The sequence below is a fragment of the Streptomyces sp. R41 genome, assembly GCF_041053055.1.
Taxonomy (GTDB): domain Bacteria; phylum Actinomycetota; class Actinomycetes; order Streptomycetales; family Streptomycetaceae; genus Streptomyces.
Genome location: NZ_CP163443.1, coordinates 3656483 through 3681531, shown reverse-complemented (window position 1 = coordinate 3681531; position 25049 = coordinate 3656483). Strand labels below are relative to the sequence as shown.

Annotated in this window: 17 protein-coding genes; 13 read left to right on the top strand and 4 right to left on the bottom strand. The window is 70.3% G+C overall.

Features of this window, described 5'->3' with window-relative positions; translation table 11 throughout:
- Window positions 1-277 precede the first annotated feature (277 nt).
- Together lepA and AB5J53_RS17070 are read left to right on the top strand one after the other, a co-directional pair.
- Entirely contained in the window at window positions 278-2146 is a 1869-nt protein-coding gene (gene lepA / locus AB5J53_RS17075) for a translation elongation factor 4 (protein WP_369246516.1), read from the top strand.
- A gap of 314 nt (window positions 2147-2460) precedes the next feature.
- Complete coding sequence (locus AB5J53_RS17070; protein WP_369246515.1) at window positions 2461-4335, top strand: long-chain fatty acid--CoA ligase; 1875 nt, start codon at window positions 2461-2463, stop codon at window positions 4333-4335.
- 25 nt (window positions 4336-4360) lie between these two features.
- Here the strand turns inward: AB5J53_RS17070 and AB5J53_RS17065 are convergent, their stop codons facing one another.
- Window positions 4361-4945 (bottom strand): response regulator, encoded by a 585-nt coding sequence (locus tag AB5J53_RS17065; RefSeq protein WP_369246514.1) that lies wholly within the window; start codon window positions 4943-4945, stop codon window positions 4361-4363.
- A gap of 12 nt (window positions 4946-4957) precedes the next feature.
- Window positions 4958-9109: a HAMP domain-containing protein gene (locus AB5J53_RS17060; RefSeq protein WP_369246513.1), complete on the bottom strand. Its 4152-nt coding sequence runs from the start codon at window positions 9107-9109 to the stop codon at window positions 4958-4960.
- 103 nt (window positions 9110-9212) lie between these two features.
- On the opposite strand from AB5J53_RS17060, the gene AB5J53_RS17055 reads away from it, so the two are divergent.
- Window positions 9213-11522, top strand: coding sequence for a SpoIIE family protein phosphatase (locus AB5J53_RS17055; protein ID WP_369246512.1), 2310 nt, complete (start codon window positions 9213-9215; stop codon window positions 11520-11522).
- A 175-nt stretch (window positions 11523-11697) separates the two neighbouring features.
- Window positions 11698-12930 carry a radical SAM family heme chaperone HemW gene (gene hemW / locus AB5J53_RS17050; RefSeq protein WP_369246511.1) on the top strand — a complete coding sequence of 411 codons (1233 nt, stop codon included), beginning with the start codon at window positions 11698-11700 and terminating at the stop codon, window positions 12928-12930.
- A gap of 182 nt (window positions 12931-13112) precedes the next feature.
- Here the strand turns inward: hemW and AB5J53_RS17045 are convergent, their stop codons facing one another.
- Both AB5J53_RS17045 and AB5J53_RS17040 read right to left on the bottom strand, forming a co-directional pair.
- Window positions 13113-13916 (bottom strand): DUF3097 domain-containing protein, encoded by an 804-nt coding sequence (locus tag AB5J53_RS17045; protein WP_369246510.1) that lies wholly within the window; start codon window positions 13914-13916, stop codon window positions 13113-13115.
- A 31-nt stretch (window positions 13917-13947) separates the two neighbouring features.
- Window positions 13948-14688 carry an MBL fold metallo-hydrolase gene (locus tag AB5J53_RS17040; protein ID WP_369246509.1) on the bottom strand — a complete coding sequence of 247 codons (741 nt, stop codon included), beginning with the start codon at window positions 14686-14688 and terminating at the stop codon, window positions 13948-13950.
- 170 nt (window positions 14689-14858) lie between these two features.
- Here AB5J53_RS17040 and hrcA point away from each other — a divergent pair, with 170 nt between their 5' ends.
- The 9 genes from hrcA to AB5J53_RS16995 all read left to right on the top strand — a co-directional run bounded on the left by hrcA (window position 14859) and on the right by AB5J53_RS16995 (window position 25040).
- The gene (gene hrcA, locus AB5J53_RS17035) at window positions 14859-15875 is read left to right on the top strand and encodes a heat-inducible transcriptional repressor HrcA (protein ID WP_369246508.1); all 1017 of its coding nucleotides are present in this window, start codon (window positions 14859-14861) and stop codon (window positions 15873-15875) included.
- On the top strand, window positions 15876-17012 hold the full coding sequence (gene dnaJ, locus AB5J53_RS17030) for a molecular chaperone DnaJ (RefSeq protein ID WP_369246507.1): 1137 nt from the start codon (window positions 15876-15878) through the stop codon (window positions 17010-17012). It abuts the gene before it with no gap.
- 224 nt (window positions 17013-17236) lie between these two features.
- Window positions 17237-18328 carry a nitronate monooxygenase gene (locus AB5J53_RS17025; protein WP_369246506.1) on the top strand — a complete coding sequence of 364 codons (1092 nt, stop codon included), beginning with the start codon at window positions 17237-17239 and terminating at the stop codon, window positions 18326-18328.
- Entirely contained in the window at window positions 18325-19074 is a 750-nt protein-coding gene (locus AB5J53_RS17020; protein ID WP_369246505.1) for a 16S rRNA (uracil(1498)-N(3))-methyltransferase, read from the top strand. The genes AB5J53_RS17025 and AB5J53_RS17020 overlap by 4 nt, the downstream gene beginning before the upstream one ends.
- Before the next feature lie 18 nt (window positions 19075-19092).
- A complete protein-coding gene (locus tag AB5J53_RS17015; RefSeq protein ID WP_369246504.1) occupies window positions 19093-19485 on the top strand; it encodes a VOC family protein in 393 nt (130 codons plus the stop codon).
- A 261-nt stretch (window positions 19486-19746) separates the two neighbouring features.
- On the top strand, window positions 19747-20265 hold the full coding sequence (locus tag AB5J53_RS17010; RefSeq protein WP_369252280.1) for a hypothetical protein: 519 nt from the start codon (window positions 19747-19749) through the stop codon (window positions 20263-20265).
- An 84-nt stretch (window positions 20266-20349) separates the two neighbouring features.
- The gene (locus AB5J53_RS17005) at window positions 20350-23568 is read left to right on the top strand and encodes a S41 family peptidase (protein WP_369246503.1); all 3219 of its coding nucleotides are present in this window, start codon (window positions 20350-20352) and stop codon (window positions 23566-23568) included.
- Window positions 23569-23774: 206 nt separating this feature from the next.
- Complete coding sequence (locus AB5J53_RS17000; protein ID WP_369246502.1) at window positions 23775-24128, top strand: histidine triad nucleotide-binding protein; 354 nt, start codon at window positions 23775-23777, stop codon at window positions 24126-24128.
- Between the two features lie 6 nt (window positions 24129-24134).
- On the top strand, window positions 24135-25040 hold the full coding sequence (locus AB5J53_RS16995; RefSeq protein ID WP_369246501.1) for a ribonuclease Z: 906 nt from the start codon (window positions 24135-24137) through the stop codon (window positions 25038-25040).
- Window positions 25041-25049: the final 9 nt, after the last annotated feature.

Genomic DNA, 25049 nt, shown 5'->3' with positions numbered 1-25049 from the left:
TGAGCCTTTACAGGTTCAGGCGCGCGAGACAGCACGTCTCACTCGCCGTTTGATTTCCTTGGGGTGTGCCTCCTGCAGAGAGGGCACGAGACACAGCCACCCAGGCTACCAGCCGTCGTACGACCAGCCCAAACCGGTCGTCGGCCGGCCGCTCCCACGGCCCGAAGCCGCCAGCTCACGCGGCCCAAACCGGTCGCAGCTCCTCACCCGTGGGACCATGGAGCCTACGTATCGATCCGACCCGAGGCGACAGGCGCCTCAAGAGACAGGACCCTGCGTGCCCGCGACCCCTAACAATGTGCCCGAGCCGAGCCGTACCGCCCCGGCTCTGATCCGCAATTTCTGCATCATCGCGCACATCGACCACGGCAAGTCCACGCTCGCCGACCGCATGCTCCAGCTGACCGGGGTGGTCGAGCAGCGGCAGATGCGTGCCCAGTACCTCGACCGCATGGACATCGAGCGCGAGCGTGGCATCACGATCAAGTCCCAGGCGGTCCGTCTGCCCTGGGCGCCGACCGAGGACAAGGGCAAAACCCACATCCTCAACATGATCGACACCCCCGGGCACGTCGACTTCACGTACGAGGTGTCGCGGTCCCTGGCGGCCTGCGAGGGCACGGTCCTGCTCGTCGACGCAGCCCAGGGAATCGAGGCCCAGACCCTCGCCAATCTCTACCTGGCGATGGAGAACGACCTCACGATCATCCCCGTACTCAACAAGATCGATCTGCCGGCCGCTCAGCCCGAGAAGTTCGCTGAAGAGCTCGCGAATCTTGTCGGCTGCGAGCCTGATGACGTGCTGCGTGTCTCCGCCAAGACCGGGCTCGGTGTCGAGGCGCTGCTGGACAAGGTCGTTGCGGAGATCCCGGCCCCCGTCGGTGTCGCCGATGCGCCCGCCCGCGCGATGATCTTCGACTCCGTGTACGACTCCTACCGGGGTGTCGTCACCTACGTACGAGTCATCGACGGGCAGCTCACCAAGCGTGAGCGGATCCGGATGATGTCCACGGGGGCCACGCATGAGCTCCTGGAGATCGGGACCAACTCGCCGGAGATGCTTCCGGCCGACGGGCTCGGGGTCGGTGAGGTCGGTTACCTCATCACCGGTGTGAAGGACGTTCGCCAGTCCAAGGTCGGTGACACCATCACCACCCTGCACAAGGGCGCGACCGAGGCGCTCGGCGGGTACAAGGACCCCAAGCCCATGGTCTTCTCCGGGCTGTATCCGCTCGACGGGTCCGACTACCCCGAGTTGCGCGACGCCCTCGACAAGCTGCAGCTCAACGATGCCGCGCTCGTCTATGAGCCCGAGACGTCCGCCGCCCTCGGCTTCGGATTCCGTGTCGGCTTCCTGGGGCTGCTGCACCTTGATGTGATCCGTGAGCGGCTTGAGCGTGAGTTCGGACTCGATCTCATCGCCACCGCGCCGAACGTGGTGTACCGCGTGGTCATGGAGGACGGGACCGAGCACACGGTCACCAACCCCAGCGAGTTCCCGGAGGGGAAGATCAGTGAGGTGTACGAACCCGTCGTACGCGCCACGATCCTCGCGCCCTCCGAGTTCATCGGCTCGATCATGGAGCTGTGCCAGACCCGACGCGGCACCCTGCTCGGCATGGACTATCTGTCCGAGGACCGGGTCGAGATCCGCTACACGCTGCCGCTCGCCGAGATCGTCTTCGACTTCTTCGACCAGTTGAAGTCCAAGACCCGTGGCTATGCCTCGCTCGACTACGAGCCCACCGGCGAGCAGACCTCCAGCCTGGTCAAGGTCGACATCCTGCTGCACGGCGACAAGGTGGACGCCTTCTCGGCGATCACGCACAAGGACCAGGCGTACGCGTACGGTGTGCGGCTCGTCGCCAAGCTGCGGGAGCTCATCCCTCGGCAGGCCTTCGAGGTGCCCATCCAGGCGGCCATCGGCTCCCGGGTCATCGCCCGCGAGACCATCCGCGCCATCCGCAAGGACGTCCTCGCCAAATGCTACGGCGGTGACATCTCCCGTAAGCGGAAGCTGCTGGAGAAGCAGAAGGAAGGCAAGAAGCGGATGAAGATGGTGGGCTCTGTGGAGGTTCCGCAAGAGGCCTTCATCGCCGTGCTGTCCAGCGACGACAGCGGTGGCTCGGCCAAGGGCAAGAAGTAGGCGTCCGTTCCTCGGGAACAGTCGTCTGTTACCCCCGGAAACTCGGGCACAATGCGGGCTCGTCGCGCTTCGGTGCGGCGAGCCCGTACGCGTGCGTAGGGTTGCTCTCTGTAGGAAGTGACAGGCCGCCGCCTCTTACGCACCGGGCGGACGCGCTTTACTCTGATCTCTGCTCGATGGTTACTCGCGAGTTAAACAACAGCCGAAACCAGCCAGCCGCACAGCAGTAGTCGGCAGCCAAGAGACAGCAGTTGGCAGCAGCCAACAGTCGGTCGAGCCAGACGCACGCACTGTCGCGGGCCCCGGAGGATGTCGTGAGCGACACACAGACCCTGATCGAGAACCGTCCGCCGTCCGTGGCGGCCCTCTTCCTGGAGCGCGTGGCGGCCACACCGGACGCCGAGGCCTACCGCTACCCGGTGCCACCGGCCTCGGGTGAGGGCCCGGACGAATGGAAGTCGCTGAGCTGGGGGCAGGCCGCTGAGCGGGTCTTCGCCATCGCGGCCGGTCTGATCGAACTGGGTGTGCAGCCGGAGCAGCGCGTCGCGCTCGCCTCCTCCACCCGGGTCGAGTGGATACTGGCCGACCTCGGCATCCTGTGCGCGGGCGCGGCCACGACGACCGTGTACCCGCAGACCAACGCCGAGGAGTCGGCGTTCATCCTCTCCGACTCCGAGAGCAAGGTGCTCATCGCGGAGGACGCGGCCCAGCTCGCCAAGGCCCAGGAGAAGCGCGCCGAGTTGCCCGAGCTGACCCACGTGGTCGTCATCGACCCGGCCGGCGTCGAGACCGGTGACTGGGTCCTCACGCTCGCCGAGCTGGAGACGCGCGGCGCCGCCTACCTGGAGAAGAACCCCGACCTGATCAAGGAGAAGGTCGGCGCGATCACCGCCGATCAGCTCGCCACCCTCATCTACACCTCCGGCACCACGGGCCGCCCCAAGGGCGTCCGCCTCCCGCACGACAACTGGGCGTACATGGCCAAGGCCATCGCCGCGACCGGTCTGATCAGTGGCGAGGACGTGCAGTACCTCTGGCTGCCGCTCGCGCACGTCTTCGGCAAGGTGCTCACCTCCGGCCAGATCGAGGTCGGGCACGTCACCGCCGTCGACGGCCGCGTGGACAAGATCATCGAGAATCTGCCGGTCGTGCAGCCGACGTACATGGCGGCCGTGCCGCGCATCTTCGAGAAGGTCTACAACGGGGTCGCGGCCAAGGCACGGGCCGGCGGCGGCGCCAAGTACAAGATCTTCCAGTGGGCCGCCGAGGTCTCCCGCGAGTACGCGAAGGCCAGCCAGGACAACTTCCGCCGCACCGGCACCGCCTCCGTCCCCTTCTCGCTCGGCGCCAAGCACAAGGTCGCCGACGCGCTCGTCTTCGCCAAGATCCGCGAGGCCTTCGGCGGCAACCTGCGCGCCTGCGTCTCCGGCTCCGCCGCGCTCGCGCCCGAGATCGGCTACTTCTTCGCGGGCGCCGGCATCCACATCCTGGAGGGGTACGGCCTCACGGAGTCCTCCGCGGCCTCCTTCGTGAACCCCGGCGAGGCGTACCGCACCGGCACCGTCGGCAAGCCGCTGCCCGGCACCGAGGTGCGCATCGCGGACGACGGCGAGATCCTGCTGCGCGGCCCCGGCATCATGGAGGGCTACCACGGGCTGCCCGAGAAGACCGCCGAGGTCCTGGAGTCGGACGGCTGGTTCCACACGGGCGACATCGGCGAGCTGTCCCCCGACGGCTACCTCCGCATCACCGACCGCAAGAAGGACCTGATCAAGACGTCCGGCGGCAAGTACATCGCGCCCGCCGAGGTCGAGGGCCAGTTCAAGGCCGTCTGCCCGTACGTCTCCAACATCCTCGTGCACGGCGCCGACCGGAACTTCTGCACCGCGCTCATCGCCCTCGACGAGCCGTCCATCCTGGACTGGGCGAAGGAGAACGGCCTGGAGGGCAAGTCGTACGCCGATGTCGTCGCCGCGCCCGCCACGGTCGCCCTCGTCGAGGGCTATGTGAAGGAACTCAACGAGGGCCTCCAGCGCTGGCAGACCATCAAGAAGTTCCGCCTCCTCCCGCGTGACCTCGACGTCGAACACGGCGAGATCACGCCGAGCCTGAAGCTGAAGCGCCCGGTCGTCGAGCGGGAGTACAAGCACCTGATCGACGAGATGTACGCGGGGACGCGCGAGGCCTGATCTCGAGCGGCACCCGGGGCGGGGGCTACAGGCCCCGCCCCCTCCGCATCTCTCTCAACAGCTCCTCCATCTGCCGTACCTGATGGCGCAGTTCGAAGACGTCCTGGAGGCTGCTGGCCGCCATGTGCGTCTCGATCTTCTTCAGGCGGTTGGCGAGCTCGTCGAACTGTTCCTGCTCGCGTGCGAGCATCCGCTCCAGCTGCTGGTTCTTGCGGTGCAGGTCGAGGAAGACGGTGACCTTGGCACGCAGGACCCAGGGGTCGAAGGGTTTCGTCAGATAGTCGGCGGCGCCGGTCGCGTACCCGCGGAAGGCGTAGCCCGCGTCGGCGTCCGTGCCCGTCAGGAAGATGATGGGGACGTCCTTCGTCTGGTCGAGCCGCTTGATGTTCGCGGCGGTCTCGAAACCGTCCATGCCCGGCATCCGGATGTCGAGCAGGACGACGGCGAACCGCTGCCGCAGCAGGGCCTTCATCGCCTCCTCGCCGGAACGCGCGCGCACCAGCGGTTCGTTGAGGGACCCCAGGACGGCCTCCAGTGCGATCAGGTTGTCCTCCATGTCGTCGACAAGAAGGATGCTGGCGCGCTCGTCGGTCGTTTCCTCAGCGCTCATGGTGACTGTGCCTCACTCAGTCGTCGGCGGAACCGCGGGCTCCCCTGATGTGCTCGGTCCCGGTACAACCGCACCGCCCGCGGCGTCCTGCTCCGGCTCGTCCATGCTCTCCGGGTCGAGAAGGGCGCAGACGACGGTGAGGAGCTGGTCGACGTCCACGGGCTTCGGTACGTAGTCGTTGGCACCCCGTGCGATGGACTTCTCGCGGTCGCCGGGCATCGCCTTCGCGGTCAGCGCGACGATGGGCAGGCCGGTCCAGCGCGGGGTGCGGCGGATGGCGGAGATCGTCTCGTAGCCGTCCATCTCCGGCATCATGATGTCCATCAGGACGAGTTCGACGTCGGGATTGCGCTCGAGCGTCTCGATGCCCTCGCGGCCGTTCTCCGCGTACAGGACGGGCATGCCGACGCGGCCCAGGACATGGGTGAGCGCGAAGACGTTGCGGATGTCGTCGTCCACGATCAACACCCGGCGCCCCGGCAGGACTTGGCCTGCTCGGCCGGACTTCCAGGCCTCCAGCTTGGTGGGTGTCGGCCAGGTGTCGTCGGTGTCGTGCGCGGTGTACGGCTCGCTGGACAGCTGCTCGGGCACGGGCGCCTGGCGGTCCTCGGGGGTGGGTCCGGTCGCCGTGTGCCCGGGGCTCACGACAGGGACGTACAGCGTGAAGGTGGAGCCCTTGCCGGGCTTGCTCTCCGCGATGATCCGACCGCCGAGCAGCCCGGCGATCTCCCGGCTGATGGACAGGCCGAGGCCCGTGCCGCCGTACTTGCGGTTGGTGGTGCCGTCGGCCTGCTGGAACGCCTCGAAGATCACCGGGAGTTTCTCCGCGGCGATGCCGATGCCGGTGTCGGAGACCGCGAAGGCGATCACGTCGTCGCTGTTCTCGCGGGTGAAGTTGTGTTCCGGGTCCTTGAGGCGGTTGACGCGCAACTCGACCCGGCCGGTCGCGGTGAACTTGATCGCATTGGAGAGCAGGTTGCGCAGGATCTGCTGAAGCCGCTGCTCGTCCGAGTACATCTCCCGCGGTACGTCCTCGCCGACCGTCACCTCGAAGGCGAGCCCCCGGTCCAGGGTGAGCGGGCGGAAGGTCGCGTGGACGTAGTCGAGCAGCTTGATCAGGGGAAGCTTCTTGGGGCGTACGTCCATCCGGCCGGCCTCGATCTTCGACAGGTCCAGGATGTCGTTGATCAGCTGGAGGAGGTCGGAGCCCGAGCGGTGGATCGTGGTCGCGAACTGCACCTCCTGGTCGGAGAGATGGCCGTCCGGGTTGTCGGAGAGCAGCCGGGCGAGGATCAGCAGCGAGTTGAGCGGTGTGCGCAGTTCGTGCGACATGTTCGCCAGGAACTCGGACTTGTACTGCGAGCTGGTCGCCAGCAGGGCGGCCTTCTCTTCGAGTTCGGCGTTCGAGCGCTGCAGCTCGGCCTGTTGCGACTGGAGTTCGTCCGAGCGGTCCTGGAGCTGGATGGCCAGGCGCTGGGACTCGCCGAGCAGGGATTCCGTACGGGAGTTGGCGATGATGGTGTTGATGGCGACGCCGATGGTGTTCACGAACTGGTCGAAGAAGGCCAGGTGGACGTCCGAGAAGCGGGAGAAGGAGGCGAGTTCGATGACGCCGAGCAGTTTGTCCTCGAAGAGGATCGGGATGATCACGACGCTCGCCGGGGCCGCCTCGCCGAGGCCACTGTTGATTTTGATGTAGTCCGGCGGCGCCTCTTCGACGAGGATCCGCTTCTTCTCGCGGGCCGCCTGCCGGACCAGCCCGTGCACCGGCATACCGCCCGTGTCGACGGTGGCGCCCTGCGCCGATCCGTACCCGGCGATGAAGGCAAGTCCCTTGGTGGGCACCGCCGTTCGCAGGGACGTCCCGTCCTCCTCCGGGTCGGCCAGGAAGAAGGCGCCGTACTGCGCGTTCACCAGCGGGGTCAGCTCGCGCAGGATCAGGTCGGCGACCTCCATCAGGTCGCGGTGGCCCTGCATCAGCGCGGCGAGGCGGGCGAGGTTCGACTCCAGCCAGTCCTTCGCGCGCGTGGTCTCGCGAAGGTTGGCCACCATCAGGTTGATGTTGTCCTTCAGCTCGGCGACCTCTCCCTGGGTCTCCACGGTGATGGAGCGGGACATGTCGCCCTGGGCCACGGCGGACGCCACTTCGGCGATCGCGCGGACCTGGGTGGTGAGGTTGGAGGCGAGCTCGTTCACGTTCGTCGTCAGGCGCTTCCAGGTGCCGTACACGCCCTCGACCCTGGCCTGGCCGCCGAGTTGACCCTCGGAGCCCACCTCGCGGGCCACGCGGGTGACCTCGGAGGAGAAGGAGGAGAGGGTGTCGACCATCGTGTTGATGGTCGTCTTCAGTTCGAGGATCTCGCCGCGGGCATCCACGTCGATCTTCTTCGACAGGTCTCCCTGGGCCACGGCCGTGGCGACCTGCGCGATGTTCCGTACCTGTGACGTCAGGTTGTCGGCCATGTAGTTGACGTTGTCGGTCAGATCGCGCCAGACGCCGGACACGCCGAGCACCTGGGCGCGGCCGCCGAGGCGGCCGTCGGTGCCGACCTCGCGGGCCACGCGGGTCACCTCGTCGGCGAAGGCACGCAGCTGCTCCACCATCGTGTTGACGGTGTCCTTCAGCTCCAGGATCTCGCCGCGGGCGTCGACGGTGATCTTCTTCGACAGGTCGCCGTTCGCGACCGCCGTCGTCACCTGGGCGATGTTCCGTACCTGTGACGTCAGGTTCAGAGCCATGAAGTTGACGTTGTCGGTGAGGTCCTTCCAGACCCCGGAGACGCCTCTCACCTGCGCCTGGCCGCCGAGGTTTCCTTCCGTGCCGACCTCGCGGGCGACGCGGGTGACCTCGTCGGCGAAGGCGGAGAGCTGATCGACCATCGTGTTGATCGTCGACTTGAGTTCGAGGATCTCGCCCTTCGCCTCGACGGTGATCTTCTTGCCGAGGTCGCCCTGCGCCACGGCCGTGGAGACGAGGGCGATATTGCGGACCTGTGACGTCAGGTTGTCCGCCATGAAGTTGACGTTGTCCGTGAGGTCCTTCCAGACGCCACTCACTCCGCGTACTTGCGCCCGGCCGCCGAGGTTTCCTTCGGTGCCGACCTCGCGGGCGACGCGGGTGACCTCGTCGGCGAAGGCGGAGAGCTGGTCGACCATCGTGTTGATCGTCGACTTGAGTTCGAGGATCTCGCCCTGCGCGTCGACGGTGATCTTCTGACTGAGGTCGCCGTTCGCGACGGCCGTCGTGACCTGGGCGATGTTCCGTACCTGTGACGTCAGGTTCGAGGCCATGAAGTTGACGTTGTCGGTGAGGTCCTTCCAGACCCCGCTCACGCCCCGCACCTGTGCGCGACCGCCCAACTGGCCCTCGGTGCCGACCTCGCGGGCGACGCGCGTCACCTCGTCGGCGAAGGCGGAGAGCTGGTCGACCATCGTGTTCACGGTGAGCTTCAGTTCGAGGAGCTCGCCGGTCGCCTCGACGGTCACCGTACGGGTCAGGTCGCCGCGCGCCACCGCCGTGGTCACCAGGGCGATGTCCCGCACCTGGGCCGTCAGACGGGACGCCATCGTGTTGACCGCCTCGGTCACATCACGCCAACTCCCCGACAGACCCGTCACCTTGGCGCGGCCACCGAGCCGCCCCTCCGTGCCGACCTCGCGGGCGACGCGGGTGACCTCGCCGGTGAAGAGGGAGAGCTGATCGACCATCTTGTTGACGGCACGGCCCAGTCGGCGTAAGTCGCCGCGGAGTTGGCGGTTGCCGTCGTGCAGGTCGACCCGCTGGGTGAGATCGCCGCCGGCCACCGCGTCGAGGACGCGGGTCGCGTTCGCCGCGGGGGCCACCAGGGCGTCGAGCAGCTGGTTCACGTCGTTGACCCGGGTCGTCCAGCTGCCCTGGCCAGGGCTGGCCGAAAGGCGCTCGTCGAGCCGCCCGTGCCGTACCAACTCCCGGCGGACGCGCTGCACCTCGGAGTTGAAGTGGGCGCTGCGGTCCATGATCTGGTTGAACATGGTGCTGAGGTCGGCCACCGGACCGTGCCCCGTTTCCGGCACCTTGCTGAAGTCGCCGTCCCGTGCGGCGGTCATCGCGGCGAGCAGCGGACGCAGATCCGATGCTCGAATCTGTCCGTCTTCGAGCACACGCATACCACTGTTCTCACTCATGGCGGCCCACTTCGGTAACTCGGCGCTTATGGGCATGGCCAGTCTGTCACTCTGTCCGCATCGTCTGAGGCGTATTCGTCCGAACTGCTCAGGGAGCTGCACAGTGGGGGCCATTCCGACGCAACGCGAGTCCATGGCGCGTGCCCCTGATGCGTCTGCGCACAACCGCGCCGGCCAGGAAGTCGTGGCCCGCACCGTGCTGCCGGGTACTCCGCTCGCCCCCGGAGCCGCCCGTCGGTTCGTGCGCGGCGCGCTCGCCGACTGGACCGAACTCGCCCTGCCCGGCGCCGAGATCATCGACGACCGCCTCACCGACGACGCCGTCCTCGTGACCAGCGAACTCGTCACCAACGCCGTCGTGCACGCGGGCACCGACGTCGAACTGCTGTGCCGCCTCGAGACCGCGGGCGACGGGGCGCCGGGCCCGCTGGTCGTCGAGGTCTCCGACCACCACCCCTCGCGCGCGGTACGGGACGACAGCGTCGAACGGCCGTACGGCACACCGGAGTACGGGCGCGGGTTACGGCTCGTGTCCGCGCTCTCCGACGCCTGGGGGATCACGTATCGCACCGGGGTCAAGACCGTGTGGGCGCGGCTGCCTGTCGACGGGAGCGCGGTCATGGAGGTGGGGGGTGTTTCGGGTGCGGAAAGCGTCGGGGGTGTGGAAAGTCCCTCGGGTGCGGAAGGTGTCCCGTGCGCGGAAGGCGTCCCGGGCGCCGAAATGATTTCGGGAGCCGACAGGAATTCCGAATCCGGAAGGATCTCGGATGCGGGAAGGATCTCGGATGCGGGAAGGATCTCGGATACGGGAAAGATCTCGGACTCGGGAGGGACCTCGGATTCGGGGCCGATCTCGGACGCGAGAAGGGGTTCGGGTTCGGGAAGGGGCCCGGACGCTGGAAGGGGCTCCGATTCGAGGCGGATCTCGGATGCGGGAAGGATCTCGGGAGCCGGCAGGATTTCGGGAACCGACAGGATGTCCGGAGTCGCGGAGAAGATAGCGGCGTACGCCGGTGAACAGGCGCTTGAGCGCGGGATGCGGGTCGGCGAGATACTCGCCCCCGAGATACTCCCGCCCGAGCCGCGGCGGAACGCCCAGCAGGACCAGGACTGGCTCAACCGCGGGGCCCTCTCCTTCCTCGCCGAGGCTTCCGATCTGCTCGCCGGGCAGCTCGACGAGGACCTGGTGGCCGCGCTCGCCGGACAGCTGCTCGTGCCGCGCCTCGCCGACTGGTGCGCCGTGTGGCTGGAGGACGAGGCCACCGACCGGGCGGGCGGTCTCGGCCTCGCGCTGGGACCCCGGCTCGCGCGCGTCTGGCACGGCAGCGAGAACCGCATCGAGGAACTGCGCCGTGCCCTGGAGAAGGACCCGCCGCTGCTGCCCGACGCGGTGCGTTCCCGGGCCGTCCCCGTGCCCTGGCCCGGCGAGGCACTCGGCGGGCGCGGGGCGAGCGGGGCGGCGCTCGCGTACCGGCTGATCGCGGGCGGGCGGCCGCTGGGCACGCTCGTCATCGGGCGGGCCGGGCCGGCCGTCTTCCCCGACGAGATCACCGGGCTGGTCGAGGACCTCAGCCGCCGTATCGCTCTCTCCATCGGCGCGGCCCGCCAGTACGCGCGCCAGGCCACCATCAGCCGGGTCCTCCAGCGCGGCCTGCTGCCCGGCGCGGTCGCCGAGATCCCGGGCGTGCGCAGTGCCCTCGTGTACGAGCCGCTCGACAAGGGCGGGCCCAGCGGTGACTTCTACGACCTGTTCCCCGCGGGCGACGGGCGCTGGTGCTTCGCGGTGGGCGACGTCCAGGGCAAGGGGCCCGAGGCCGCCGTCGTGATCGGCCTGGCCCGGCCCTGGCTGCGGCTGCTGGCCCGCGAGGGCTACCAGGTCGCGGACGTCCTCGACCGCCTCAACCAGCTCCTGCTCGACGATGCGACGGAGGCCGCCGACGCGGCGGCGCGTGCGCTCGTGGCGGCGGGTGGGCCCGGGCTCGGTGCGGACCTCGGGCCGCAGACGCGGTTCCTTTCGATGCTGTACGGCGAGCTCGTCCCGTTCGACGGTGGTGTGCGCTGCACTCTGGCCTCCGCCGGGCATCCGCTGCCCCTGCTCCTCGGGCCCGACGGTGATGTACGGGAAGTGGCGGGGCCGCAGACCCTTCTCGGCGTCTTCGAGGACGCCGGCTACACCTCGGAGACCTTCGAGCTGCATGCCGGTGACACCTTGCTGTGTGTCACGGACGGTGTGACGGAGCGGCGCAGTGGGGCCCGGCAGTTCGACGACGAGGACGGGCTCGCGAAGGCTCTGGAGGGCTGTGCGGGGCTGAGTGCCGAGCTGATCGCGGAACGGATCCGCCGGCTGGTGCATGAGTTCGGGGCGCGGCCGCCGGAGGACGACATGGCGTTGCTGGTGCTGCAGGCCGAGTAGGGGCACGGCGGTTTTTCGCCCCCTCCGCCCCTGCCCGTCCCGTACCTGGGGGCTCTGCCCCCAGACCCCCTGGGTTGTCTTCTCGGCGAGGGCCGGTGGGGGCGGGTCGCGCAGTTCCCCGCGCCCCTGACGGGGCACACCTGGGCATGGCTGTCCGTGCTGGACAATGGAAGACATGCCTTCCGCACTCCCCGATGGTGAGCCCGTCCCCGACGACGGGGCGTTGCCCGCGCACGCCCTGGCCGGGGCGGCCGAGCGGCCCCTCGGGTTCTACCTCCACGTGCCGTACTGCGCGACCCGCTGCGGCTACTGCGACTTCAACACCTACACGGCGACCGAGCTGCGGGGCACCGGAGGCGTGCTCGCCTCCCGCGACAACTACGCGGACACGTTGATCGACGAGGTCCGCCTCGCCCGCAAGGTCCTCGGCGACGACCCGCGCTCCGTCCGCACGGTCTTCGTCGGCGGCGGTACGCCGACCCTGCTGGCCGCCGACGATCTCGTACGGATGCTGGGGGCGATCCGCGACGAGTTCGGGCTCGCGGACGATGCGGAGATCACGACCGAGGCGAACCCGGAGTCGGTGGACCCGGCGTACCTCGCGACCCTGCGCGCGGGGGGCTTCAACCGGATCTCCTTCGGCATGCAGAGCGCCCGGCAGCACGTACTGAAGGTGCTCGACCGCACGCACACCCCCGGCCGCCCCGAGGCCTGTGTCGCCGAGGCCCGCGCGGCGGGCTTCGAGCATGTGAACCTCGACCTGATCTACGGCACGCCCGGCGAGTCCGACGACGACTGGCGCGCATCGCTCGACGCGGCCCTCGGCGCCGGTCCCGACCACATTTCCGCGTACGCCCTGATCGTCGAGGAGGGCACCCAGCTCGCCCGCCGCATCCGCCGTGGCGAGGTTCCGATGACGGACGACGACGTCCACGCGGACCGCTACCTCATCGCCGACGAGGTGATGTCGTCGGCAGGCTTCGACTGGTACGAGGTGTCGAACTGGGCCACCTCCGACGCCGCTCGCTGCCTGCACAACGAGCTGTACTGGCGCGGCGCCGACTGGTGGGGCGCGGGTCCCGGCGCCCACAGCCACGTCGGCGGCGTGCGCTGGTGGAACGTGAAGCATCCGGGGGCGTACGCCGCCGCCCTGGCCTCCGGCCGCTCCCCGGGCGCGGGCCGCGAACTCCTCTCCGAGGAGGACCGCCGCGTCGAGCGCATCCTGCTCGAACTGCGGCTGCGCGAGGGCTGCCCGCTGTCCCTGCTCAGGCCCGACGGGCTGGCCGCCTCCCGCCGCGCACTGTCCGACGGACTCCTCGAACCCGGCCCGTACGACGCCGGTCGCGCCGTTCTCACCCTGCGGGGGCGGCTGCTGGCCGACGCGGTGGTGCGGGACCTGGTGGACTGAGGCGCCCGGCTGGGGCCGGGGGCGGTGCGCTTACCGGCACTCGCAGGCGCAGGGTGCCGCTGTTTGCGCGACGGGCGCCGCCCCAGCGGCACGACCGCCCACGGCTGCGTACGGCTGCCACAGCTGCGTACGACCGCCCACAGGTGCGTATGGCTGCCACGGCTGCGTACGACCGCCCACAGCTACGCCGGTGCGGTCACGAAGTCGATCAACTCCTCCACTCGGCCCAGGAGTTCCGGCTCCAGGTCCTTGTAGGAGCGCACCCGGGACAGGATGTGCTGCCAGGCCGCGCCGGTGTTCTCCGGCCAGTCCAGGGCGCGGCAGACGCCCGTCTTCCAGTCCTGGCCGTGCGGGATCCGGGGCCAGGCCCGGATGCCCACGGAGGACGGCTTCACCGCCTCCCAGATGTCGATGTACGGGTGGCCCAGCACCAGGGCGTGCTCGCTCGTGACCGACTCCGCGATGCGGGACTCCTTCGTGCCGGGGACGAGGTGGTCGACGAGGACGCCCAGGCGGGCGTCCGGTCCCGGCGCGAAGTCCGCGACGATCGACGGGAGGTCGTCGATGCCCTCCAGGTACTCGACGACGACGCCCTCGATGCGGAGGTCGTCGCCCCAGACGCGCTCGACCAGTTCGGCGTCGTGGCGGCCCTCCACGTAGATGCGGCCGGCTCGCGCGACCCGGGCCCGCGCCCCGGGGACGGCGACCGAACCGGAGGCCGTGCGAGTGGGACGTACTGGACCGGCGGCGGGGCGGACCAGCGTCACCGCCTTGCCCTCCAGGAGGAAGCCGCGCGGCTCCAGCGGGAACACGCGGTGCTTGCCGAAGCGGTCCTCCAGGGTCACCGTGCCCGCCTCGCAGCGGATCACCGCGCCGCAGAAGCCGGTGCCGGGATCCTCGACCACCAGGCCTGGGTCCGCGGGGACCTCGGGCACGGCCTTGGGCTTCTTCCACGGCGGGGTCAGGTCCGGAGAGTACTGGCGCATTCGGATGACGATAGGAGAAGCTCCCGGCCCGCTACGAAGACACGCCGAAACGTCTGGCCAACGCGTCCCGCTGCGCACGGACAAACGCCGCATTCACCGCCGCGCCGTGTCCTGGCACGTACACCGCGTCCTCCCCGCCCAGGTCGAGCAGCCGGTCCAGGGCCGCCGGCCAGTGGGACGGGACGGCATCCGGACCCGCCTGGGGCTCGCCCGACTCCTCCACCAGGTCACCGCAGAAGACGATCTCCGGGGAGGACGGCGACCCGGGGACCAGCACCACCAGGTCGTAGCACGTGTGAGCCGGGCCGACGTTCGCCAGCAGGACCTGGGTGCCGCCGCCCAGGTCGAGGGTCCACTCGCCGGACACCAGATGGCGGGGGTGGACCAGGAGGTCCGCGGCTTCCTCCGCCTCGCGCGGGTCGAGACCGTTGCGCACAGCGTCCGCGCGCAGCTCGTCGCGGTCGTGCGCGAAGACCGTGTCCAGGCCGACCGCCCCGAACACCTCCACCCCGGCGAACGCCGCCGCCCCGAAGACATGGTCGAAGTGGGGATGCGTGAGTGCGAGGTGCGTCACTCTGCGGTCGTCACCGAGGAGCCGCCGTGCCTCGGTCCGCAGCTGCGCGCCCTCCCGCAGGTTCGACCCCGCGTCGATCATCAGCGCCGCGCCCTCGCCCAGCACGAGCCCGGCCGTGCAGTCCCAGGCCGGAAGCCGCCGCCGCCCGACCCGGGGCGCCAGCCGTTCCCACCCGAGCTCTTCCCAAGTCAGCCTCATACGGAGACGCTAGCCGTGAGAGCCTGCCAGGCACGACATCGCAGGCCCGCCCTTGCCGGGGCCGTACCTCACCGCCGTACACTGGGCCGGGGAACGCTGGCACTCTTGTGCGCTGAGTGCCAGGCCGAAGGCCACGAACAGCGCGGGGAAGACTTCTGGAGGTGTGCGCGATGCTCAGTGAACGCAGGCTCGAGGTGCTCCGCGCCATCGTCCAGGACTACGTGGGCACCGAGGAGCCGGTCGGTTCCAAGGCGCTGACGGAGCGGCACCGCCTCGGTGTCTCGCCGGCGACCGTGCGCAACGACATGGCCGCGCTGGAGGACGAGGGCTACATCGCCCAGCCGCACACCAGCGCCGGGCGCATCCCCACGGACAAGGGCTACCGGCTCTTCGTCGACAAGCTCGCGGGCGTCAAGCCGATGACCGCGCCCGAGCGGCGCGCCATCCAGAACTTCCTCGACGGCGCCGTCGACCTCGACGACGTCGTCGGCCGGACCGTACGGCTGCTCGCGCAGCTCACGCGGCAGGTCGCCGTGGTGCAGTACCCCTCGCTGACGCGCTCGACCGTGCGGCACGTGGAGCTGCTGTCCCTCGCCCCCGCCCGCGTGATGCTCGTGCTGATCACGGACACCGGCCGGGTCGAGCAGCGCATGATCGACTGCCCGGCGCCGTTCGGCGAGACGTCGCTCGCGGATCTGCGGGCCCGGCTCAACAGCCGGATCGCGGGCCGCCGCTTCGCGGACGTCCCGCAGCTCGTGCAGGACCTGCCGGAGGCCTTCGAGGCGGAGGACCGCGGTACGGTCGCGACGGTGCTCTCCACCCTCCTGGAGACACTCGTCGAGGAGACCGAGGAGCGGCTGATGATCGGCGGCACCGCCAATCTCACCCGTTTCGGACATGACTTCCCTCTCACCATCCGGCCGGTGCTCGAAGCGCTGGAGGAGCAGGTCGTGCTTCTCAAGTTGCTTGGTGAGGCCGGGGATTCGAGCATGACCGTGCGAATCGGTCACGAGAACGCGTATGAGGGACTCAACTCCACGTCCGTGGTCTCGGTCGGCTACGGTTCGGGCGGCGAGGCAGTAGCCAAACTCGGCGTGGTCGGCCCGACCCGCATGGATTACCCGGGAACGATGGGAGCGGTACGAGCGGTGGCACGGTACGTCGGACAGATCCTGGCGGAGTCGTAAGTGGCCACGGACTACTACGCCGTACTCGGCGTGCGCCGCGACGCGTCCCAGGACGAGATCAAGAAGGCGTTCCGGAGGCTCGCGCGCGAGCTGCACCCGGACGTCAATCCCGATCCGAAGACGCAGGAGCGGTTCAAGGAGATCAACGCCGCGTACGAGGTGTTGTCGGACCCACAGAAGAAGCAGGTCTACGACCTCGGCGGTGACCCGCTGTCCCAGGCGGGCGGCGCGGGCGCGGGCGGCTTCGGCGCGGGCGGCTTCGGGAACTTCTCGGACATCATGGACGCCTTCTTCGGTACGGCGTCGCAGCGCGGCCCCCGGTCGCGTACGCGCCGTGGCCAGGACGCCATGATCCGGCTCGAGATCGAGCTGGACGAGGCCGCCTTCGGCACGACGAAGGACATCCAGGTCGACACGGCCGTCGTCTGCGCCACCTGTAATGGGGAAGGCGCGGCGCCGGGCACTTCGGCGCAGACGTGTGACATGTGCCGCGGTCGCGGTGAGGTGTCGCAGGTGACGCGGTCCTTCCTGGGCCAGGTCATGACCTCGCGGCCGTGTCCGCAGTGCCAGGGCTTCGGGACTGTCGTCCCCACTCCGTGCCCCGAGTGCGCGGGTGACGGGCGGGTGCGCTCCCGTCGGACGCTGACCGTGAAGATCCCGGCCGGTGTCGACAACGGCACGCGGATCCAGCTCGCGGGCGAGGGCGAGGTCGGCCCCGGCGGAGGCCCCGCCGGTGACCTCTACGTCGAGATCCACGAGCTGCCGCACGCCGTGTTCCAGCGGCGCGGTGACGATCTGCACTGCACGGTCACCATCCCGATGACCGCGGCGTGCCTCGGTACGAAGGTGCCGCTGGAGACCCTCGACGGGCTGGAAGAGGTCGACATCCGTCCGGGTACGCAGTCCGGGCAGTCGATTCCGCTGCACGGGCGGGGCGTCACGCATCTGCGGGGCGGCGGACGTGGGGATCTGATCGTCCACGTCGAGGTGATGACGCCTACGAAGCTCGATCCCGAGCAGGAGCGGTTGCTGCGGGAGCTTGCCAAGCTGCGGGGTGAGGAGCGGCCGACCGGGCAGTTCCAGCCCGGGCAGCAGGGGCTGTTCTCGCGGCTGAAGGACGCGTTCAACGGTCGCTGAGGTGGGGTTTCTCGCCCCCTCCGCCCCTACCCATCCCGTAACTGGGGCTCCGCCCCAGACCCCCGGGTGTTTCTTTCACCGCGGGTGGGTGGGGGCTGGTCGCGCAGTTCCCCGCGCCCCTTGCGGGGCGCGGAAAATCCGCCTCGCGACCGCCCATCCCGGTGGCCTATGCCAGGCGGAAGGCCGGATTCGGACTTGTACGGAGGACGTGACAACATGCCGTCATGTCCTCCGCACTGACCGATCTCTTCCCTCACCCGATCGTGCAGGCCCCCATGGCGGGCGGCGTCTCCGTCCCGCATCTCGCGGCCGCCGTGTCCGAGGCCGGTGGGCTCGGGTTCCTCGCCGCCGGGTACAAGACCGCCGACGGCATGTACCAGGAGATCAAGCAGCTGCGCGGACTCACGGGCCGCCCCTTCGGCGTGAACCTCTTCATGCCGCAGCCCGAGTATGCGGACTCGGCCGCCGTCGAGGTGTACGCCAACCAGCTCGCGGGTGAGGCCGCCTGGTACGAGACCGAGCTCGGCGACCCCGACAGCGGGCGCGACGACGGCTACGACGCCAAGCTCGCCGTCCTCCTCGACAACCCGGTGCCGGTGGTCTCCTTCCACTTCGGCATCCCCACCCGCGACGTCCTGGACTCCCTGGCCCGCGCCGGCACGCTGACGATGGTCACCGCGACCACCGCCGAGGAGGCGCTGGCCGTGCAGCGGGCGGGCGCCGCCGCGGTGATCGCGCAGGGTGTCGAGGCCGGCGGTCACCAGGGCACCCATCGCGACAATCCGGAGACGGACGGCACCGGCATCGGACTGCTCTCGCTGATCGCGCAGGTCCGCGAGACCGTGCAGATCCCGATCGTCGCGGCCGGCGGCATCATGCGCGGCAGCCAGATCGCGGCGGTGCTCGCGGCGGGCGCGAGCGCGGCCCAGCTCGGCACCGCGTTCCTCGCCACCCCCGAGTCCGGCGCGAACGTCGTGCACAAGCAGGCGCTGACCAACCCCCTGTTCGTACGGACGGAGTTGACGCGCGCGTTCTCCGGCCGCCCGGCGCGCGGACTGGTCAACCGCTTCATGCGCGAGCACGGCCCGTACGCGCCCGCCGCGTATCCCGAGATCCACCACCTCACCTCCCCGCTGCGCAAGGCGGCCGCCGCGGCGGGCGACGCGCAGGGCATGGCGCTGTGGGCCGGGCAGGGCCACCGCATGGCCCGTGAACTGCCCGCTGGGCAGCTGGTGGAGGTGCTGAGCGCCGAACTCGCCGCCGCGAAGACAGCGTTGTCGGCGCTCCCGGAAGGGAACGGGGGTGCGGGCCGATGACCGCCCCGGTGTTCGTGGTCGATCACTTCGACGCGGGCGGCGGTGGACGCTACGTCCTCGACGGGCCCGAGGGACGGCACGCCGTCTCCGTGAAGCGGCTGCGGCCCGGTGAGGACGTCGTCCTCACCGACGGGGCCGGGCGCTGGGCGGACTGCGTGGTGCTGGAGACCGAGGGCAAGGACCGGCTGATCGTCCGGATGGGCTCGGTGGCCGAGGAGCCGGCGGAGGAGCCGCGCATCACCGTCGTCCAGGCCCTGCCAAAGGGTGACCGGGGCGAGCTGGCCGTCGAGACGATGACCGAGACCGGCGTGGACGCGATCGTCCCCTGGGCGGCATCCCGCTGCATCACGCAGTGGAAGGGCGACCGGGGTCTGAAGGCGCTCGCCAAGTGGCGGGCCACGGCCCGGGAAGCCGGCAAGCAGTCCCGGCGCGTCCGCTTCCCCGAGGTCGCGGACGCGATGTCGACCAAGCAGGTTGCCGCACTTCTGGCCACAGCGGATCTGGCGGCGGTGCTGCACGAGGACACTGAGCTCGGGACCGAGCCGTTCGCCACGGCCGAGCTCCCCTCCTCCGGGGAGATCGTGCTGGTGGTCGGCCCCGAGGGCGGGATTTCTCCCGAGGAGGTCGCTCTGTTCGTCGAGGCGGGTGCGAGGACGTTCCACCTGGGGCGTACCGTGCTGCGTACATCGACCGCCGGGACCGTGGCGGCGGCGCTGCTGCTGGCCCGTACCGGTCGCTGGTCCTGACACCCACGGGGGATCGCCTTGGAACTCGCCCAGGTACGGCTGCTCGTCTCGGACTTCGCCGTGTGTTACCGCTTCTACGCCGAGGTGCTGGGGCTCAAGCCCCAGTCGGGTGCGACGGAGGGGCCGTACGAGAAGTTCAGCCCCGCCACCGGGTCGGCGGGGATCGCCATACAGGACCGCTCCGTGATGGCCGAAGTCCTTGGTGAGCTGGGTGACTTGGCGAGTGGGCATCGGTCGTTGGTGGTGCTTCGGGTGGACGACCTGGACGCGTACTGCGAGCAGATCGCCTCGCGTGGCGCGACGATCCTGCACGGGCCTGCCCCCATGACCGACCGCATGCGCGTCGCCCACCTCAAGGACCCGGAGGGCAACCTGGTGGAGCTTCAGGAGTGGCTGCTGCTGCGCACCTGAGGTCCAGGCTTTCTTCGCCCCCTCCGCCCCTGCCCGTCCCGTGCCGGCCTTTCGGCTACGGACCGGTGGGGGCTTGTCGCGCAGTTCCCCGCGCCCCTGGCGGGGCGCCGTCCTCACATACGGGCGAAAAAACCCTCCTTCGGGTGGTCGTGGGGATCGTGGCCGCATGCGGTCTACCGTCGGTCGCGGGACAGTGGCAGGCTGCCGTCTATGGGGGTTTTGAGGCGGATAAGGCGTCGGACAGGGCGCCGGCAGGTGCTGGTGGCGGTGGGGCTCGGAGCGGCCGGAGTGTTCGGGGTGGCCGCGTGCGAGCCGACGGGCGGGCTGAGTTCGGCCACGGTGGCGTACACGACCGACCAGACCGCGACCAAGGAACTCGAACGACAGCATGTGAACGTGCGCTGGCTCAGCTGCACGGCGTCGTACGGCGGGGCCAACAAGGCCTACACGCCCGGCAAGACGCCCGCGCCGACCGTGAGCACCGTCGCCTCCGTCGACTGCCAGGGGCAGACGGACGACGGACGGGAGATCGTCGTCAAGGGCAAGGTCACCCGGGCCGTCGACGGCGCGTGCGTACGCGGGGACCTGCGCGCCACGGTCGGCGGCAAGGAGTGGTTCCACGTGAACGGTCTGGGGAACTGCAACGCCACGAACGCCCCCAACCCGCCCATCTCGTACCACCCCACGAACGGACAGCCCAACCCCACCGTCACCGTCACCGTGACGAAGACCATGTGGTGCAAGGGCGACCCGACCTGCTGGCCCTCCCAGGGCAAGTGACCTGCCCGGTGACCTGCCCGGCACACGCGGATCAAGTGATCGAAACCCCTTTCAAGGGTTGCGGTCGCTGCATAGGGTGATCGGGTGACAGAGTCCGCAGCCTCCGCGTATCTCCGGTTTCCGCATCTGCACGGCGAGTTGGTCGTCTTCACGGCCGAGGACGACGTCTGGGCCGCCCCGCTCGACGGCGAAGGCAGGGCCTGGCGGGTCAGCGCCGACAACGTCCCGGTGAACCATCCGCGCATCTCCCCGGACGGCGCGACCGTCGCCTGGACGTCCACGCGTGACGGGGCGCCGGAGGTGCACGCCGCCGCCCTGGCGGGCGGACCGTCCAAACGGCTGACGTACTGGGGGAGTTCGAAGACCCAGGTGCGCGGCTGGACCCCGGACGGTCAGGTGCTCGCGCTCAGCACCCAGGGGCAGGCGAGCCTGCGGCGCAGCTGGGCCCGGGCCGTCCCGCTCGACGGCGGCCCCGCGACGACCCTTCCGTACGGGCCTGTCGGCGACGTCGCCCACGGCGGTCCGGGTGTCGTGCTGCTGTCCGCGCCCATGGGGCGCGAGGCCGCCTGGTGGAAGCGGTATCGCGGCGGTACGGCGGGCAAGCTGTGGATCGACCGGGAGGGCGACGGGGACTCCGCATTCGTACGGCTGCATGAGTCGCTCGACGGGAACATCGAGTACCCCATGTGGGCGGGGGAGCGGATCGCCTTCCTGTCCGACCACGAAGGTGTCGGGGCGCTCTACTCCTCCCTCGCCGACGGGTCCGACCTGCGGCGGCACACGCCGATCGACCGGTTCTACGCCCGCCACGCGGCCACCGACGGCACGCGGGTCGTGTACGCCTGCGCCGGTGAGCTGTGGCTCCTCGACGACCTGGAGGGCGCCGAGCCGCGCCGGCTGGACTTCCGGCTCGGCGGCCAGCGCGTCGACCAGCAGCCGCGCCCCGTGAGCGCGTCGCGCTGGTTCTCCGCCGCCGCGCCCGACCACACCGGACGCGGCAGCGCGGTCTCCGTGCGCGGCGCCGTCCACTGGGTCACCCACCGCTCGGGCCCGGCCCGCGCCCTCGCCGCCGAGCAGGGCGTGCGCTCCCGGCTGCCCCGAACCTTCCGGGCGGAGGGCGAGGAGCACGTGGTGTGGGTGACGGACGCGGAGGGCGATGATGCCCTGGAGTTCGCCCCGGCGACGGGAGTCGCGCCGGGGGCCACCCCGCGCCGACTCGCCGCCGGGCAGCTCGGGCGCGTCCTCGGGCTCGCGATGGCGCCCGACGGGAGCCGCGCCGCCGTCGCCTCGCACGACGGACGCGTGCTGCTCGTCGAGCGGGAGAGCGGCGAGGTGCGCGAGGTCGACCGCAGCGAGGACGGTGAGGTCAGCGGGCTTGTCTTCTCGCCCGACTCGGCCTGGCTCGCCTGGTCGCACCCCGGGCCGCGCCCGCTGCGCCAGCTCAAGCTGGCCAACACCGCCGACCTGTCGGTGACCGAGGCGACCCCGCTCCGGTTCCGGGACTACGAGCCCGCGTTCACGCTCGACGGCAAGCACCTCGCCTTCCTCTCGGCGCGCGCGTTCGACCCCGTCTACGACGAGCACGTCTTCGACCTGGCGTTCGTGGGCGGCTCGCGGCCCTACCTGATCACCCTGGCCGCGACCACGCCGTCCCCCTTCGGGCCGCAGCGGCACGGCCGCCCCTTCGAGGCGCCGGACAAGGACGAGACGCCTGACAGCGAGGGCACCCCCACGACCCGCATCGACCTCGACGGGCTCGCCGACCGGATCGTGCCGTTCCCCGTCGAGGCGGCCCGCTACTCGACGCTGCGCGCCGCCAAGGACGGGCTGCTGTGGCTGCGGCACCCCGTCCGCGGTGTGCTCGGCGCCTCCCGCGCCACCCCCGACGACCCGGACCCGCAGACCGAGCTGGAGCGGTACGACCTCGTCCAGCAGCGCATCGAGCATCTCGCCGCCGACGCCGACCACTTCGCCGTCAGCGGCGACGGCAAGCGGGTCCTGCTGTGGACCGACGGCAAGCTCAAGGTCGTACCCAGCGACCGGCGCGCCTCGAACGACGACGAGAGCGACACGAACATCACCGTCGATCTGTCGCGGGTCCGGCAGACCGTCGACCCGGTCGCCGAGTGGCGGCAGATGTACGACGAGACGGGCCGCCTCATGCGGGACAACTTCTGGCGGCCCGACCTGGGCGGGGTCGACTGGGACGCCGTACTCGACCGCTATCGGCCGGTTCTCGAACGGGTCGCCACGCACGACGACCTCGTCGACCTGCTCTGGGAGGTGCACGGCGAGCTCGGCACCTCGCACGCGTACGTCATGCCGCGCGGCGGAGGGGGCGGCGGCGACCGGGCGCAGGGGCTGCTCGGCGCGGACATCTCCCGTCATGGGGACGGCAGTTGGCGCATCGACCGGATCCTCCCGTCCGAGACCTCCGACCCGGACGCGCGGGCGCCGCTCGCCGCGCCCGGGGTCGCGGTGCGCGCCGGGGACGCGATCGTCGCGGTCGCCGGGCAGCCGGTGGACCCGGTGGCCGGGCCCGGGCCGCTGCTCGTCGGCACGGCGGGCAAGCCGGTGGAGCTGACCATCTCGCCCTCGGGAGGCGGCGATCCACGTCATGCGGTCGTCGTCCCGCTCGCGGACGAGGAGCCGCTGCGGTACCACGCGTGGGTGGCGGACCGGCGGGCCTACGTCCACGAGCAGTCCGGGGGCCGCCTCGGGTATCTGCACGTGCCGGACATGGTCGGCTCCGGGTGGGCCCAGCTCCACCGCGATCTGCGCATCGAGGTGGCCCGGGAGGGGCTGGTCGTGGACGTCCGCGAGAACCGCGGCGGGCACACCTCCCAGCTCGTCGTCGAGAAGCTGGCGCGGCGGATCGTCGGCTGGGACCTGCCGCGCGGCCTGCGCCCGTACAGCTACCCGGAGGACGCGCCGCGTGGCCCGGTCGTCGCCGTCGCCAACGAGTTCTCCGGTTCGGACGGCGACATCGTCAACGCGGCGATCAAGGCGCTCGGGATCGGGCCCGTGGTCGGCACGCGCACCTGGGGCGGTGTGATCGGCATCGACAGCCGCTACCGGCTCGTCGACGGCACGCTCGTCACCCAGCCCAAGTACGCCTTCTGGCTGGAGGGTTACGAGTGGGGCGTCGAGAACCACGGTGTCGACCCCGACGTCGAGGTCGTCCAGGCTCCACAGGACTACGCCGCCGGACGCGACACCCAGCTCGACGAGGCGATCCGGATCGCCCTGGCGGCCCTCACGGAGAACCCGGCGAAGGCTGCGCCCGCTCTGCCACCGCTGTGACCTGTGCCGCCACGGTGGCGGGGGTGATCCACCGCTGCGCGGCGGATGTTCCCCGCCCGCCCTTTCGGGCGGGCGCGGGGTCCGGACGCCGGCGGAGTCCCGGGCGTCCGGCACAGCCCCGCGCGGCGGCAGAGCCGTAAGCCGCCCGCTCTGTCGGGCCGATAGCATGCGGACGTAATGATCGGCTGGCGTGAGGAGGCACACGCATGGCGGGAGAGCCGCAGGACGACTGCTTGTTCTGCAAGATCGTCGCGGGGCACATTCCGGCGACCGTGGTCCGGGAGACGGAGACGACCGTCGCCTTCCGTGACATAAACCCTCAGGCGCCCAGCCACGTCCTGGTCATCCCCAAGGTGCACTACCCGAACGCGGCTGCGCTGGCGGACGCCGAACCCGGCATCGCCGCGGACCTGCTGCGCGAGTCCGCCGAGGTGGCGGCCGAGGACAAACTGGAGAGCTACCGGGTCGTGTTCAACACCGGCAGCGGCGCGGGCCAGACCGTCTTCCACGCGCACGCCCACGTGCTGGGCGGCCGCGGTATGCAGTGGCCCCCGGGGTAACCGACCTTGTCCGTACGTGAATTGGTGGTCCTCGGCACCGCCAGCCAGGTCCCGACCCGGCATCGCAACCACAACGGCTATCTGCTGCGGTGGGACGGCGAGGGACTGCTCTTCGACCCCGGCGAGGGCACGCAGCGCCAGATGCTGCGTGCCGGAGTCGCCGCGCACGACCTGCACCGGATCTGTGTCACCCACTTCCACGGGGACCATTCACTCGGGCTCGCCGGCGTGATCCAGCGCATCAACCTCGACCGCGTGCCGCACGAGGTGACCGCCCACTATCCGCGCTCCGGGCAGCGGTTCTTCGACCGGCTGCGGTATGCGACCGCCTACCGCGAGACCGTCGCGCTGACGGAAGCGCCGATCGAGGTCGACGGTGTGCTCGCGACCACGCCCTCGTACACCTTGGAGGCCCGCAGGCTCTCCCACCCCGTGGAGTCGTTCGGGTACCGGCTGGTCGAGCCGGACGGGCGGCGGATACTTCCCGAGCGGCTCGCCGAGCGCGGTATCAGGGGGCCCGACGTCGGGCGTCTGCAGCGGGAGGGCTCGCTCCACGGGGTGTCCCTCGACGACGTCAGCGAGGTGCGGCGCGGGCAGCGGTTCGCGTTCGTCATGGACACCCGGATGTGCGAGGGAGTGTACGCGCTCGCCGAAGGGTGCGACCTGCTGGTCATCGAGTCGACGTTCCTCGACGAGGACGAGCAACTCGCCGTCGATCACGGGCACTTGACGGCAGGTCAGGCGGGACGCGTGGCCGTGGAGGCCGGCGTACGGCATCTCGTGCTCACCCACTTCAGCCAGCGCTACTCCGAGCCCGACGAGTTCGAGCGGCAGGCTCGGGCCGCGGGGTTCGAGGGGGAGCTGACCGTGGCGCACGATCTGGTGCGGGTGCCGGTTCCGAAGCGCCGGTGAGGGTGCTCC